General features: G+C 56.5%; 13 protein-coding genes and 1 pseudogene. 6 read left to right on the top strand and 8 right to left on the bottom strand.

Annotation, left to right across the window (positions count from 1 at the left end):
• Positions 1 to 394 precede the first annotated feature (394 nt).
• Positions 395 to 1,798: an LCP family glycopolymer transferase gene (locus F591_RS29125; protein ID WP_019537409.1), complete on the top strand. Its 1,404-nt coding sequence runs from the start codon at positions 395 to 397 to the stop codon at positions 1,796 to 1,798.
• 166 nt (positions 1,799 to 1,964) lie between these two features.
• A complete protein-coding gene (locus F591_RS0125430) occupies positions 1,965 to 2,804 on the top strand; it encodes a DUF92 domain-containing protein (RefSeq protein ID WP_019537408.1) in 840 nt (279 codons plus the stop codon).
• A 77-nt stretch (positions 2,805 to 2,881) separates the two neighbouring features.
• Here the strand turns inward: F591_RS0125430 and F591_RS0125425 are convergent, their stop codons facing one another.
• From F591_RS0125425 to F591_RS0125410, 4 genes are all read right to left on the bottom strand, one after another.
• Positions 2,882 to 5,443, bottom strand: coding sequence for a beta-propeller domain-containing protein (locus F591_RS0125425; protein ID WP_040742568.1), 2,562 nt, complete (start codon positions 5,441 to 5,443; stop codon positions 2,882 to 2,884).
• 564 nt (positions 5,444 to 6,007) lie between these two features.
• Positions 6,008 to 6,316, bottom strand: a complete 309-nt coding sequence (locus F591_RS0125420) for a LapA family protein (protein WP_019537406.1) — start codon at positions 6,314 to 6,316, stop codon at positions 6,008 to 6,010.
• 185 nt (positions 6,317 to 6,501) lie between these two features.
• Complete coding sequence (gene pepF, locus F591_RS0125415) at positions 6,502 to 8,292, bottom strand: oligoendopeptidase F (protein ID WP_019537405.1); 1,791 nt, start codon at positions 8,290 to 8,292, stop codon at positions 6,502 to 6,504.
• A 248-nt stretch (positions 8,293 to 8,540) separates the two neighbouring features.
• A complete protein-coding gene (locus F591_RS0125410) occupies positions 8,541 to 8,753 on the bottom strand; it encodes a hypothetical protein (RefSeq protein ID WP_019537404.1) in 213 nt (70 codons plus the stop codon).
• Between the two features lie 109 nt (positions 8,754 to 8,862).
• On the opposite strand from F591_RS0125410, the gene F591_RS0125405 reads away from it, so the two are divergent.
• On the top strand, positions 8,863 to 10,542 hold the full coding sequence (locus F591_RS0125405) for a thiamine pyrophosphate-binding protein (RefSeq protein ID WP_156829704.1): 1,680 nt from the start codon (positions 8,863 to 8,865) through the stop codon (positions 10,540 to 10,542).
• Positions 10,543 to 10,642: 100 nt separating this feature from the next.
• Here the strand turns inward: F591_RS0125405 and F591_RS0125400 are convergent, their stop codons facing one another.
• Together F591_RS0125400 and F591_RS0125395 are read right to left on the bottom strand one after the other, a co-directional pair.
• Entirely contained in the window at positions 10,643 to 11,443 is an 801-nt protein-coding gene (locus tag F591_RS0125400) for a TerC family protein (RefSeq protein WP_019537402.1), read from the bottom strand.
• A gap of 294 nt (positions 11,444 to 11,737) precedes the next feature.
• On the bottom strand, positions 11,738 to 11,971 hold the full coding sequence (locus tag F591_RS0125395; RefSeq protein WP_026326902.1) for a hypothetical protein: 234 nt from the start codon (positions 11,969 to 11,971) through the stop codon (positions 11,738 to 11,740).
• 263 nt (positions 11,972 to 12,234) lie between these two features.
• Between F591_RS0125395 and F591_RS0125390 the strand changes: the two genes are divergently transcribed.
• Together F591_RS0125390 and F591_RS0125385 are read left to right on the top strand one after the other, a co-directional pair.
• Positions 12,235 to 12,936 carry a class I SAM-dependent methyltransferase gene (locus tag F591_RS0125390; protein WP_019537400.1) on the top strand — a complete coding sequence of 234 codons (702 nt, stop codon included), beginning with the start codon at positions 12,235 to 12,237 and terminating at the stop codon, positions 12,934 to 12,936.
• Between the two features lie 196 nt (positions 12,937 to 13,132).
• Positions 13,133 to 13,330 (top strand): cold shock domain-containing protein, encoded by a 198-nt coding sequence (locus tag F591_RS0125385; protein ID WP_019537399.1) that lies wholly within the window; start codon positions 13,133 to 13,135, stop codon positions 13,328 to 13,330.
• Positions 13,331 to 13,547: 217 nt separating this feature from the next.
• On the opposite strand, the gene F591_RS0125375 is transcribed toward F591_RS0125385, so the two are convergent.
• Complete coding sequence (locus tag F591_RS0125375) at positions 13,548 to 14,216, bottom strand: nitroreductase family protein (RefSeq protein WP_019537397.1); 669 nt, start codon at positions 14,214 to 14,216, stop codon at positions 13,548 to 13,550.
• A gap of 234 nt (positions 14,217 to 14,450) precedes the next feature.
• Between F591_RS0125375 and F591_RS0125370 the strand changes: the two genes are divergently transcribed.
• Positions 14,451 to 14,636 carry a hypothetical protein gene (locus tag F591_RS0125370; RefSeq protein ID WP_019537396.1) on the top strand — a complete coding sequence of 62 codons (186 nt, stop codon included), beginning with the start codon at positions 14,451 to 14,453 and terminating at the stop codon, positions 14,634 to 14,636.
• A 15-nt stretch (positions 14,637 to 14,651) separates the two neighbouring features.
• Here the strand turns inward: F591_RS0125370 and F591_RS29120 are convergent.
• Positions 14,652 to 14,932: pseudogene (locus F591_RS29120) on the bottom strand (IS4 family transposase); the annotation flags it as partial.

The raw sequence follows: 14,932 nt of genomic DNA, 5'->3' as shown, positions 1-14,932 counted from the left end.
CGATTTGTCCGTCATGCAGGCAGAATCGCTCTTAACTATGGCAGCAACAGTCCTTGGTTTCTCACCGCAAGACGCATCTACCAAGCATTTGTTTAAAAAGCGACGGGCCGTTCGTAAAAAATGGAATACCTGCAAAAAGACAGGCTTATTTGGCATGCCTAAAAACGAATGAGGCAGACTGAAAGGCACAAAATGATCATTCGATATTAGTCCCTGTTCCTGATAAACCACCAAAGAAATCCACAAAATACCAAATCAGCAACTCGGGCTAAAGCAAGGTCACGGATTCAGGTCATAAAAAATTTTAATAATTTTGTAACCTATGAACCTTCCTTTTCGTCTACAATGTATACCAGAATTCGACAAGCAGTGCGGACAGGGAGGACCTGCATTCATGAGGTTTCGTAAAAAGCCGAAAAAAAAGATGAGCCGGACGGCCAAAACGCTTTGGACCGGGGCGCTATGCGTCGTTGCCGGGGTGGGCATATATGTCGGTTATTTGTATAACAAAGCGGATGCGGCATTGGAAGCGATGTCCGCACCGCCGGTCAAAGTGGTCAATACGGGGCTTACGGAAGAAGCTCCGGAAGAAGAGAATCGGCCGCTGACCTTTCTGCTGACCGGCGTTGACAACCGCGAAGGCAGCGGCGGATCGATGAATACGGATGTCATCATGATCGCGGCGTGGAATCCGAAGGACAAGGCGGCAACGCTCGTATCCATTCCGCGCGATGCGCAGCTTAAGCCGAAGAAGCTCGGTTCCCACAAAGCGAACTATTACTATGCCTATTTCTATAATAAGGATCGGGATACGGCCATCGAGAACACGAAGATGTTTTACTCCGAGCTGCTCGGTTTGCCGATCGACCATATGGCCGTAATCAACTTTGACGGCTTCAGACAAGTTGTCGACCGTCTGGGCGGGCTGGAGATCGAAGTGGACATGGATATGCGCTATGTCGATAACTTCGACGGGACGAACATTAACCTGAAGAAGGGGCTCCAGAAGCTCGACGGCAAACAAACGCTCGATTTTCTCCGCTACCGGAAGTCGAACCGGGGGACGGCCGAGTCGTCCGATTTCGAGCGCAACGCCAGACAGCAGCTTGTGCTTGAGAAGCTGATCGCGAAGATGGCCTCGGTCAGCGGCGCCTTCAAATTGGGGGATTTGCTGACGATTGCAGGCAACAGCGTCAAGACGGATATTCCGGCAGATACGCTGAAGGATTGGCTGTTTTCCATCAGGGAGCTGAAGCCGGAGCATATCGAGATGATTACGATGGAGGGCGTCTGGGAGAGTCCGTATGTCGTGATCGACGATGCGGAATGGGATCGCGTCGAGAGCGCTCTGAAGGCCCGGCTCGGGCTGGAGACTGGCACCATGACAGCAAGCTCGCACGGTCGGGACGGCGAGAATGACCGTTTTAGCTCCGCAAGCAGCGTGTACAATGAGGGATCGCGCAAAACAGGAACGAGCGCCGGCAAGCCTTCCGCAAGCAGCGGTGCGACTGTCGGCGGCACAACGACCAAGCCGGGCACCAGTGCTGGTTCCGGTACGGCAAAGCCGGGGAATAGCGGCTCGTCGCGCGTCACCGACTCGGTTTATTCGAAGAAGGCGACGAGCAAGCAGGAAGCGGCAAGCGGTGCCGAACGGACGACGAACAGGCGGGAATCGGCTGATTCTGTGCGGGATTCGGACGAACGGAATGCGGCCGATGCTGCGAAGAAATCGGCCGAGCGCGAACCGACGCTGTCCTCGCCAAATGCGAGTGAACGGAATTCGAGCGTAAGGCAGTGAGCGTATCAGCGCCATAATTAAATAACCGAGCAGCGTCGAACCTTCCGTCCGGTCAGCATATAATATTCCGATCCATCGAAATGGCGCGGACCATCCGCGTTAGCGTTTCGGACCAATGGCCGACGTTCTTGCTTCAATACATAACCATGCGGACGGTGGGTGAGCGATGATTGCGGATTGGCTTGCAGGGCTGGCTGGAAGTGTTGTGATCGCGGGGGCGGCGTATGCCAAAAGATCGTTGTCCTTATCGGGAGCGATCGCGGCGGTCGCAATGGGATCGCTCATGTACGCGGCCGGAAGCGCGCCGTGGTTCGGCACGCTGATCGCTTTCTTCGTAACGTCGTCGGCGCTTTCGTCCTGGAAGCGCAAGCGCAAGGAAGCGGCAGAGCAGGGATACGCCAAGTCGGGCCGCCGCGATGCGGGACAGGTGTGGGCCAACGGCGGCATCGGGCTTCTCTTGTGCCTCGGCGCCGCCGCTTTTCCGCACCCGTATTGGTGGGCGGCCTTCGTCGGCGTTATGGCGACGGTCACCGCCGATACGTGGGCGACGGAAATCGGCGGGCTCAGCGCCGCCGCGCCGCGCTCCATCGTTAGCGGAAGACCCGTAGCGCCCGGCACGTCCGGCGGCGTTACGCCGCTCGGCCTGGCCGCCTCGGCCGCCGGCGGCTTGTTCATCGGGGCGGCGGCATGGGGGCTGTCGGCTGTGGCCGATCCGTTAGCCGGAGCCGCCGGCGCGCCGAACGCCGCGACCGGGCCTGCGCTGCTTGCGCTCGGTTTGGCCGGCGGCATGGTCGGCTCGCTGGCGGACTCCTGGGTTGGCGCCGTTCTGCAGGTGATGTACCGCTGTCCCGTCTGCGGCCGGGAAATCGAGAAGCGCGAGCACTGCGGCGCTCAGGCTGCCAGGCTGCGCGGGTTGTCCTGGATGACGAACGATGCCGTCAATGCGCTCAGCTCGTTGGCCGGCGCGGCTGCCGCTCTCGGCGGGGCGCTGCTATTCCTGTACTAAGCTCCAAACAAAATCCCGAACCTGCTTGCGATCAGGTTCGGGATTTTGTTTGCGATATACAACAGATGACAGACAGTTCAGCGGTCTGCCGCTTCCGGCAGCTTCAGCGAGCCGATCTCCTTCAAGCTGTTCAAATCGTTCGCCTTGATCAGACCTTGCGAAGCCGTGTACAGCGTGTCGCCGATGTACAGCGCCCGTTCGACATTGCGGTTATAGGGTACCCATGTCTGACCTGCCTTCAGCAGTTCCTCGTCGGTCATATGAGTGATCTTGCCGCGCAGCTGGAAGCCATTCGTCAGATCCAATTGGTATACATAAGCGCCCTGGAAGGCGAATTCGCCGTATTTCATGGCGTCCTCAGGCTTGTTCCCCTTGTCCTTGACTTCCATGACGGTGACAGGGAAGGCCAGCAGATTGCGTTCCTTGGAGAACAGGAGCGCTTTATGATTGTACAGCAGCTCCGAATCCGTGCCGCGGTCGCCGATATGTTCCGTAAACAGCTCTTTCGGATTGGCGACGTCGCTTACATCGAACAGCGCCAGCTTCATGCCCTGGTAATACGCGGTCGTATCTCCGGCACGGCCCAGGCCGCCCGCCTCGCTTGCGACTTCTACCGCATCCTTGCCGAAGCCGATCAGATGGTGTTCGTCATAAGGATGGAGATAGTCGCTGTAGCCCGGAATTTTCAGCTTGCCGAGAATGCCCGGCGCCTGCGGGTTGCTCAGATCGATGACGAACAGCGGGTCGACTTTCTTGAAGGTGACCATATAAGCCCGGTTGCCGGCGTAGCGAACCGAATATATTTTTTCGCCGGGAGCGATATCCTCGATCTTGCCGACGACGTTCAGCGATTCGTCCAGCACGTACATATTGTTTTTGGACGTATGCTCGTCGCTGCGCCACATGTCGCCTTTGGTGGTGGCAATGCGGAAATAGCCGTCATGCTCATCCATCGAGAACTGGTTCAGCACTTGCCCCGGCACTTTGCCTCTGCCGGCATAGCTGACGCTGCCGTCCTTCAAGGCGAATTTGTAAATAACGCTGTTCACGTCGTAAGCGGGCGCGACGAGACTTTTCTTCGCGGTGCTGGAGTCTCCTGCGGAGTCCGCCGCCGTCTGCTCGTACTCGCTGACCGTTACGTAGAGATTGTCCTGCGAAGCATAGACGTTATTGCCGGAGCCGAGATAGCTCTCGACCTGCATCTTGCGCTGCGGATTGTTCAGATCGATGCCGCCGACGAGCAAATAATTCGGTTCGACAGCTTTCGGAAAATAACGGATATCTTCGTAGCCGATCGTCTCAAAACCGTCTCCGGCTAATGTATCGCGATACGTGGGCAGCAGATCAGTCCGCTGCGCTGCGGGCTTTGCCGCGTCTTCGCTGTACATGATCGAGTACGGCATCGATTTGTTGGCGACCAAATACAGCGACGATCCGACTTTGCGCGAGGATACGTAATAGCCCTCCAGCTCGACCTCGCGAACTTGCTTGATGTTCGAGCGGTCGGTCAGATCGAAGACGATCGCTTTGGTCGTCGTGCGAGCCGGGCCGGGCCAGATCATGATGTCGGGTGCGATGATCCGTGTGGCCGGCGCAGGCTGCTCGGGCACCGGGACGATCTTGATATCGGCTGCCGGGGCCGGCGTGCCCGGCTGTGCCGGGCTGCTGACGCTGGCCGCCGGATCAGCCGCTGCTTCGCTGCCGGCGCTTGCCGCCCGATCCGCCGCCGAGCTTTCGGCCGCGCCGCGGGACTGCAGCGGATAGACGCGGTCATCCATATAATGCGATTGCCCGATGACGATGAGATGCGTGTCGTCGACATACATCTCCTGCGGATTGAACTGGCGGTCGTCAAAATAGACGGTGCTGACCACCTTCATGGACTCGGCCGGCACCGCTTCGGCGACGACGATTTGCCGGGTGGAGCGGCTGACCTGGTAGATGTATTTCCCGTCGGTCTTGATAACGTCCGCTTCATCGACGCCTTCCACTTGGACGTTCGTGCCGGAATAATCGGCCGCACCGGAACCGCTATTCGCGGCTCTGCCAGAGGCTGGAGCGACCGCATCTGTCATCGCCATCTCTGCAGACTGATCCGTCACCTTCATCTTCGCTGTCAAGCCTGTCTCAAGCTTCCCGGCTTCCGCCAGCAGCTCCTGCATCCGCTCGTACGATCCGACGGTCGGCAGGCTCGTATCCGCGTCGTGAATCGATACGGAACGGTTCAGGCCGTCCCAATACACGTTGAACGCGAACGACTCGCTGAAGAAGCGCAGCGGTACGAGCAGCTTGCCGTCTTCCAGCAGCGGAGCCTGGTCCAGCGTCACGGCTTGGCCGTCTCTGACCGCTTCGCGGCTGCCGGCCGTCATCCGGATTAAGCGCCCGTCTTTGGCTGCTTCCGCGGTCTGCGAACCTCCCTGCCAGCGGATCTGGACGCCAAGCGCTTCCCCGATATCCCTTAGCGGAACCATCATCGTGTTACCCGCAAGCCTCGGCGGCACGCTTAACGCCAGCGGCAGCCCATTCAGGCTGACGGCGATCGAATGCGATTCCTGCGCGGCTTGCGCCTCGTACGGCAACCCTGCGGGAGCCCCTGACGTAACGAGCGCCAACGCCAGCACGCCTGTAACGATAGGCATCTTGTTCACTTCCCCCAATCCTCCCCTTCTGCGAAATGCGCCGTATATGTTAGCTGGTTCATTCTTACTAACGCTCGTTCGATTCGAAATGTTTCAGTATTTTCCTCAGACGGCAAATTTTTTGCCGATTTGTCTGAATGGAATGTAGAGCATGACTATTATAGTGCAGTTGCTGATTTGGAGAGGATAGGGAAAAGGGAAGTAGGCTATATTAACGGAAATTTCGAAAGCCCATAGCAGCAAGCTTAGCGTAAGAGTCAAGGGGCCTTCTTAATGTAAAATAAAAGTAGCTTTTCCAGTGATATTGTCCGATTGCAGGCATGAAGGATCGTTCTTCCCCCTCCCTAATGAAGGGGTGTTTCCATTTTCGTGTAAAATTGCGGGGGTTATTCCAACCGAGCGACTCGGCATTCGATCCGCTTCCAAGCGTGTCGACCCGTGAAATCCTTTGCCAGTTTGAGAATGACATTCTACCTAAGATTTGGAGCCCTTTTCACGTTTTCAGAGAGTCGTACTTTCGAAATTCAGGTTAATAAATGACTTCAAGTAAAAAAAGCCCGAGCGTTATTCGCTCAGGCCTGCCGTCTCCTCTTGAACCGGGACGGGAGCCGGCTTCGTCTCCGCTTCGCCGAGCTGCTGTACTTCCGCTTCCAGAGCGCGGATTTTGCGCTGCAGCTTGAATTGGCGCACGGCTCCGAACGAGGCGACGCTCATGCCGCCGAGCAGCGTGCAGCCGAGAATGACGAGAATAAGCGGAATCGAAGCTTCCGCAACCAAAAAATTGACGCGCACAGGCTCGACGTTAAAGACGGCGAACACGGCGACGAGCAGGGCGAACACTAGTGAAAAAATTAGGAACCACTGCGTTTTCATCGTAACATGATTCGCTTCCTTTCGCAGGCTTTCACAGGCTTTTACAGAAATTTACATACTTTTACAGACTTTCGCAGTCTTCAACGGACTTTGACAGACTTTCGCAGACCTTCCGGCATCCTGGCCGTCATCCCATCATACGCAAGAGGGGCTGAGACCCGAAAAAGGCCGTCAGCCCCTGTCAGTTATTGCGCCAACGCTTCCATCTGCTCCAGCAAATCCTTGAATACGCTCATCGCCTGACGAATCGGCTCCGGAGAGGACATGTCTACGCCGGCCCGCTTCAAAATGTTGATCGAGTAGTCGCTGCCGCCGCTCTTCAGGAAGCCGAGATAGCGGTCGACCGCCGGCTGGCCTTCCTCGAGAATTTGCTTGGCGAAGCTGGTCGCCGCCGAGAAGCCCGTGGCGTATTTGTACACATAGAAGCTGTTATAGAAGTGGGGGATACGGGCCCACTCCATCTCGATATCCTGATCGACGACCATCTTGTCGCCATAGTACAGCTTGTTCAGATCGTAGTAGATTTGGCTGAGCAGCTGCGGTGTGAGCGACTCGCCCTGCTCCGCTTTCTCGTGCACGATCTTCTCGAATTCGGCGAACATCGTTTGGCGGAACACGGTCGTGCGGAACTGATCCATGTAATAGGTGAGCAGGTACATTTTCTCCTTGGTGTCGCTCGATTTGTTCAGCATGTAATCCATCAGCAGCGCTTCGTTCAGCGTAGAGGCGACCTCCGCCAGGAAAATCGTATACTGCGCATAACGGTAAGGCTGGTTCGTATCGGACAAGTAGGAATGCAGCGCATGGCCCATCTCGTGCGCCAGCGTAAACATGCTGTTCAGGTTGTCTTTATGATTGAGCAGCACGTAAGGATGCGTGCCGTAGGCTCCCCAGCTGTACGCGCCGCTGCGCTTGCCTTCGTTCTCGTAGATGTCGATCCAGCCGTTGTCAAAGCCTTCCTGCAGCACCTTAAGGTAATCCTCACCCAGCGGCTTCAGGCTGTCGGTTACGGTCTTCTTCGCCTCTTCGTAGGAAATGTTCATATCGAACTCCTCCACGAGGGGCGCGAACAGATCGTACATATGCAGCTCGTCGACCTTCAGCAGCTTGCGGCGCAGCTCCATATAACGGTGCATGAGCGGCAAATGCTCGTGAATCGTGTCGATCAGGTTCGTGTATACTTCCTTCTTAATGTTGTCCCCGAACAAGGACATCTCCAGAGCGGAAGGATATTTGCGCACTTTGGCATAGAACAGATTTTTGTTGACGTTCGCGGCGAGCGTCGCAGCAAGCGTATTTTTTTGCTTGGCGTACGTGTCGTACATCGCTTTGAACGCTTCCCGGCGCACGTCGCGGTTGCGGCTTTCGAGGAATTGGATATAGCGGCCGTGCGTCAGCTCGACCTCTTCCCCTTGCTCGTTCTTCACTTTGGGGAACTTCAGATCGGCGTTGTTCAGCATGCCGAAGATCGTGCCGGGAGCCTGGGCCAGGTTGCCGACCTGGGCCAGCAGCGCTTCCTCCGATTTGCCCAGCACGTGCTGCTTCTGGCGAATCAGCTCATCCAGCGTGCGCTTGTAGAAGGCCAGCTCGGGGTCGGCGACGAGCTGCTCCAGCTTTTCGCTCGGCAGGCTCAAAATTTCCGGCGAAATAAAGGACATCGCCTCGTTGGCTTCGACGCTGAGCTTGATCGATTTGTCCGACAACGCTTGATAGGTCGGGTCCGCCATGTCCTCGTGGTGCTTCATATTGGCGTACACGTACAGCCGTTCCGTATGTAAGGAAATGTCGTCCTCCAGCTCGAAGCATTGCTTGATCGTCGCGGCGTCGCTCAGCTTGCCGTGAAACTGCTCAAGCTGCTTCAAGGCCTGCTTCGTCTCCTGGTATTCCTTGTCCCACGCCGCCTGATCGGCAAACAAATCCTCGAGCTTCCAGCGGTGTTCGGCGGGAACTTCGCTTCTTTTCGCTAACTGATTCATCGGAGCCCTCCTCGCAAATGTGAATGATGGCGATGCGCCGCCCTCCGAATGGGCAGGAGTAGCGCAGACAGCCGCCAGCGCCAGACCGGCCAGCAGCACGAATTTCCAACGCATATGAAGCTCACGCTCCTGACGGTTCCCGGATTCGAAAATGGGTGAGGGAACCAATGGTATTGTGACCGGAGCGGAGTTCAAATATTAGTATAAGTAAATCTTGGAAGGAAGTCTATCGGGCGGAGACGCCCGGGTCAAGGACTGCCGGCAGGCAGGTGCAGAAAGCTGTAGACGATCAGCACGAAGGAGAAAGTGACCATCACCAGGGCCAATATAGCCAGCGCCCGCCGCATGCCGGGCGTCAGCGCATCTTTCTTCATGATTAGTATCAGCGCCAATGAGAACGATAAAATAATAAACGTTACAATGGAAGCGCCATTGCTCATCGACATCACCTCTGTATTCATTTAGTTCGCCGCGCCCCTGCGGTTTTCCTGTTCCGCCGGGAAGGAATGTTTCTTTTTTTGGCTGGGGGGAACAATACACAGGTTGACACGAAAAAGGAGAGTGATCCCGGTGAGTGTGGAAACGTTGACGCCATCGAAAGAGAAGCCGGTCTTGGCCGGGCAGCGTCCGGCCGCCCGGCGGACCGTGGCGCAGTTTATTGTAGAGCAGCTTCGCCTGTGGAGCGTCGAGCGGATATACGGCGTCATCGGGGACGCCAATTTCCGCCTGCTGGACGAGCTCGGCAAGCAGCAGAGCATTCGCTATATTCCTTGCCGGCATGAGGGAGGAGCGGCGCTGATGGCCTCAGCCGAATCGAAGCTGAGCGGCCGGCTGGCGGTATGTCTGGCCACCAGCGGTCCCGGAATGGCCAATCTGCTGAACGGCTTGGCTGACGCCGCGGCCGACCGCACTCCGGTGCTGGCGATTACCGGCCAGGTGGAGACGAGCAAGCTGGGAACCCGCGCGAAGCAGTATATCGATCAGCAAAAGCTGATTGCGGCCATTGCCGGACGTTCCGAGCTCGTCGCTCATCCGGACGCGCTGCCGGAGCTGCTGGAGCGGGCGATGGTGCAAGCCGTCACGATGGGGCAGGTAGCGCATCTGTCCATCCCGACCGATCTGTACACCGCCCCGGTCCGGGGGGAGCCGAAGCCGTATTCGCCTCATCTGCATCAGCCGCCGCTCGCTTCCGCTGCGGACATTGCGAAGCTGGCGGAGCTGATCGCCGCAGCGGATCGGCCGGCGCTGTATGTCGGACGGGGCATTGCCGGATGCCGGGATGAGGTGCGCCGATTGGCGGAGACGATCGGGGCGCCGGTCATCACTACGCTGCCGGCCCGCTCCTTATTCCCGAACGACCATGAGCTGTATGCCGGCGGACTCGGGCAAGCCGGCAGCGAGGCGGCCAGTACGCTTCTGGGGGAATGCGATCTGATCGTTCAGCTCGGCGCGACGTGGTGGCCGGAGGAATATGTTCCCGAAGGCAAGCGCATCGCCCAGGTGGATCGCAATCCGGCCGCCATCGGTATCGGCAGGCAGCTCGCGCTTGGCCTGACGGGCGATCTGGCCGGGATGATGCCGCAGCTGGCAGGGGACGGGCGCCTCGCCAAGCGGGACCGCAGCGCCTGGAAGCGCCGGGCGATCGAGGCGGCAGCGGCATGGAAACGCGTCATCGAGAGCGAAGCCCGTCAGGGCGGCTCCCCGATTGCGCCGCAATCCATTATGCATATCGCCGCCCGCCATGCGGCCGATGATGCAGTCATCGCCGTCGATACGGGCGATCATACGCTCTGGTTCGATCGCATCTTTCAGGCGAAGCCGTCCCAGCGCATTCTCGTATCCGGCCGTTGGCGGACGCTCGGCTTCGCGCTGCCGGCTGCCGTTGCTGCCAAGCTGTCGCAGCCGAAGCGGCAAGCGATTGCGATCGCCGGGGACGGAGGGGTGGTTCAGACGATCGCGGAATTCCAGACGGCGGCGGAACAGAAGCTCCCCCTCGTGCTGATCGTGCTGAACAACGGCTCGTATGCGATGGAGAAGCATCGGATGGAGGCGGGAGGCATAGAGACCGTGGGCAGCGCGATTGCCGCGCCCGATTTCGCCAAGCTGGCCGAAGCGTTCGGCGGAGTGGGCCTCAGAGCCGGTACGCCGGAGGAACTGGAGCAATGTATGCAGCGGGCGTCCTCTGAGAATCGCCCGGTGCTGATAGATGCGGCCGCGGAGCCGGCCGTCGTGCCCCATACGCAGCCTTGACGCCACACAACCTTGGCGCCCGCCGGAGCGCCACAACGCCGCCCGCTGTCGCCTTAACAGGCGGCCGTCGGGCGGCGTTGTGTTCGCAGCGCAGTATTGGTTAAGTTTCTCTCTTCATCAGAACGAGCCGTCCCTTGTCGTCCTTCTTCGCTTGAAAGCTGTCGTTAGGCTGAATTTTCGCTTCCTGAACCAATTGCTCGGGAATGGTCAAGCCGCCCGATTCATTGACCGAAACGGAGTACCCGCGCGATTTTTTCCACAGGCCGCCCAGCATGACCGCCAGGACGACGAAGGCGACAAGCGCCCATTTGACGACAGGGTTGGCGACGAACCATTCCTTCACGAACGGGTCTTCAGTCAGCATCTTGCCAGCAGTAAACGCCAGTACGCCGGCGCCGAGATAAATAATCCAAGGAAATTTCTCCATTAATGTGATGAATAGCGTGCTTCCCCAGACGACGATCGGGACGCTGATCAGTAGTCCGATAATGACGAGCGCGAAGTTGCCGTGCGAAGCGCCCGCAACGGCCATGACGTTGTCGAAGCCCATCGCTGCGTCGGCGATAACAATCGTCTTGATCGCCGCCCCGAGGCTATGCTTGGCCTCGATCTCGTGCTCTTCCTTCTTGTCCACAAGCAGCTTGTATGCGATCCAAATCAAGACGACGCCGCCGATGATGAGCAGCGCGGGGAGCTTGAGCAGCCAGGCGACGGCCAGCGTTGCGACGATGCGGATCGCGATGGCTCCAAAGGTGCCCCACAGGATGGCGCGCTTTTGCTGATGCTTCGGCAGGTTGCGGGCCGCCATTCCGATGACGATGGCATTGTCTCCGGCCAGCACCAGATCGATCAAGACGATCGAGAGCAAAGCTGCGAAGAAATCCGGGGAAAACCATTCCATAATCCAACCACTCCTTGTACGATGTGCCTAGCTTAGTTTACACAAAAATGACCTCTACCGAATTCGGTAAAGGTCATTAAACACAAAAATAGACCTTCACCGTACTGGCAAAGGTCTTGCTAACAACGTAACGTTGCCAATAAAGCCGGGGTATTCGCATACCCGAACTGACGACTTTATTGTGACAGCTACTCCCCTTTGAGGACATCCTTATGTAACTGACTTTATTATAGACAGGAGATAAGCCAGGCGTCAACTGTTTTTGAACAAATTCCGCGGACGGCCTCCGTCCGGTTATACTTTGCGGAACGCCTCCATAATCTCCTCGTACTGCTGCTCGTTTCCGGCGAAGTCTTCCTTGCGGAACCGCTGCTCCGCCCACTGCATGAGAGCGGGACGGCTCAGAAACGTATGGCATTCCTCGCCCCATTGGTCCGATATTTCCCGCAAAATCAAACTTTTTCCGTTTACCTCGACCGTCAGCATATTCCACTTGTCCTTCTTGTAAATTTGATGCTTCTTGATCATGATGCTTCTGCCTCCGTTCCGCATGCTCGGGACATGCTTTCTATGGTTGGAATCATACCGGACCGTTGCCCGGAAATCAAGCGGACGACCGACTTAGTCGGAAAATCGGGAAAATCGGGAAAATCGGGAAAATCGGTATTGCCTGCGAGTTAAAACCGTGTTACGATAATCGGAAGCTTTGGCTGAATGCCATAGGGCTGCAGCAAAGCGAGCGCTTGACGCGATGAGAAGAGCAGAGAAGAGATGAGGAGAGTGAGGCAGAGATGAGCAGCAAGTTTTACGAACAATTCGGAGTGGCGATGACCTGCCGGTCCTACGATGAGTATGTGCGCATGTTCGCGCTGGACATTAGGCCCGTTCCGCCCGGAGAGATGCTGGATGTCGCCGCGGGAGCGTCGTCGTTTGCGGCTGAGGCGAACGTTAGGGGGCGCCAGGTGATCGCAGTTGACCCCTTGTATGAGATGGAGCCGGCTATCATTGCCCGCCATGGCGAGGCGGAGATTGCGACTTCGACCGCCAAGCTGGCAGGGCTAGCAGACCAACTGGACTGGACCTTTTACGGGGACTTGGACCGGCATCGCGCGATGCGCGAGCGTTCGCTGCAGCGGTTTATCGCAGATTTCGAAAAATATAAAGGGCAGCGGTATATTTCCTCCCGTCTGCCGGAGCTGCCGTTCGCGGACGGAAGATTCGGCTTAGTATTGTGCAGTCATTTCTTGTTTTTGTACCAGGAGCAGCTGGACGACGAGTTTCATCTGCGAGCGATTCGGGAGCTGCTGAGGGTATGCAGACGGGGCGGCGAAGTTCGCATCTACCCGCTGTCGACGCTGCGCTGGACCCGTTACCCGGACCTGGAGAGCCTGCTCGAACCGCTCGCGGCCGAAGGGGTGCAGATGGCATTCGCGCGATCGGAGCTGCCTTTTATCCCCGGATCGACCGAGCTGCTTGTGCTGTCCCGGGCTTAAATTTGAACAAGGTCGGGTTTCACAGCCCGTAGTTCGATGAATGAGATTTTCAGCCCATTGGAGGCGGTTTTTGTGAATAGACTGCCAACTTATTGAATAAAATAACCCTTGCCTCCCCGAGTTGATTTATTCGCTCTGGGATGGTATAATTGCCACATTCGCCCTCGACGGCGATATCTTTAGGAGGTTGTTTTATTTGAAAGGTACAGTTAAATGGTTTAACGCAGAAAAAGGCTACGGATTCATTCAAGTTGAAGGCGGCGAAGATGTGTTCGTTCACTTCTCTGCAATCCAAGGCGAAGGCTTTAAAACATTGGAAGAAGGCCAAGCGGTCGAGTTTGACATCGTCGAAGGAAACCGTGGTCCTCAAGCTGCTAACGTCATTAAATTATAAGATCGACTAACCTTCATATCTTATAGATTAGTGTACGGCAAGCGAACAAGGCGGCTTTCGGAATGTGTATTCCGAGGCCGCTTTTTAAGTTGATTGCCGCAAAAAATGAAAAGCCTTTGAGATCCTCCATTGCTGTATGGAAGAGGAAGCTCAAAGGCTTTTTTTTGCATTGCCAGGAAGTGCAAATTTTCGTGCCGGAAAGAGGATAGGACGCCCCTTACTCGACGATGCGCAAAATGTCGTCGATTTCTTTCCGGGACAGCCGGGCCGGACGTTCAGACGGATGACCGAGGGCGATCACCATGTTGATCTGGCGGTCGGACGGGATGTCCAACACTTCTCTCATCTGCTCCTGGGCGAGCAGCACCGGACCGGTCATCGGGCAGGTGGCGAGTCCGCGCGCGTGCGCCGCCAGCATCAAGTTTTGCGCCGCCAGGCAGCTGCTCTTGATGCCTTCTTCAGCCCATACGGCATCGTCTACGAGAGCGATCGGATCGAAGATGCGCTCGCGGAACTTCGATTGGTACGGGGTCGCGAGGCAGACGATGAGCACTGGAGCGTTGGAGAATGCCGTCGCGTAAGGACCGAACGACTTCACAAGCAGCTTCGCTTCGCGGGCGAGCCCTCGGGTTTCCGCTTCGGCCGCTCTTTTATGTAACTGATCCCAGGTAAGCTGTTCGATTTCTTTGATTTTGTCGCGGTTCATTACGGCGATGAATTCCCACGTCTGCGAATTCGTATCGCTCGGCGCGTAACGGGCGCAGTCGATCAGCTCGCGGATGTCTTCCACCGTCACGGCTTGCTCCGTAAATTTTCGGACGCTGCGGCGGTCCAGGGCGATCGTCTTGAAATCGTTATATTGAGTCAACGTGTCGGTCTGAGTCATCGGTTTATTCACTCCCGGAAGTTATAGTCAGTGATCATCACTAGGTCCTAAGATCAACCCATGGGCATTACATACCATTATACCCTTAGCGAACGTTGTTTGACAACGGAAAAGTCGGGAGAAGATCGGGAGAAGGTCGGGTGAGGAACCGGGGAATGAAGTCGGAAGTTTACAATTTCGCTTTATCACGATAATATATTAGAGAGTTAAAGTGAAGCTGGAGGTGTTTTTTTCATGGATTTTATTCGCTTAGCAATACCGAAAGGCGATGCCGCCATATCGGCCATTTTACGGAAAATGGGATACCTCTTGTCTGAAGACTTCGATGAATCGAGGAAATATATCGTCCCAGTCGAGGACGCCAATATGGAGTTTATTTTGTCCAAAAAATTTCAAAGGAATATGCGCTCCAATCAATGATAAAATATTTACAACTCAACTTTCGCAGCATGAAATCGGCAAACAAGCCTTGATGTAGCTGGGCAAAGCAGCAATCCATTGCTGGAGTTGACGTTGAATCAGAGTCGAAAGCTTTTTTCCTGCTTTCGTTGCGATTTCGTTGATCAGATCGAGCAGTTGCTGCAAGGCGATCACCCAGTCCAACGTGCCAACTTCGTCGCACAACACATAAAACAAGCCGCCGAACGAGCGAGCATCCGTACTTTGCCGGTGCTGCCATGCCAGCAGAATATAGCGGGAAAACACAATGGTCGTAT

It is taken from the genome of Paenibacillus ginsengihumi DSM 21568, assembly GCF_000380965.1.
GTDB classification, from domain to species: Bacteria; Bacillota; Bacilli; order Paenibacillales; family NBRC-103111; genus Paenibacillus_G; species Paenibacillus_G ginsengihumi.
The sequence above is the reverse complement of the archived record's forward strand: the minus strand, read 5'-3'. Positions and strand labels throughout refer to the sequence as shown.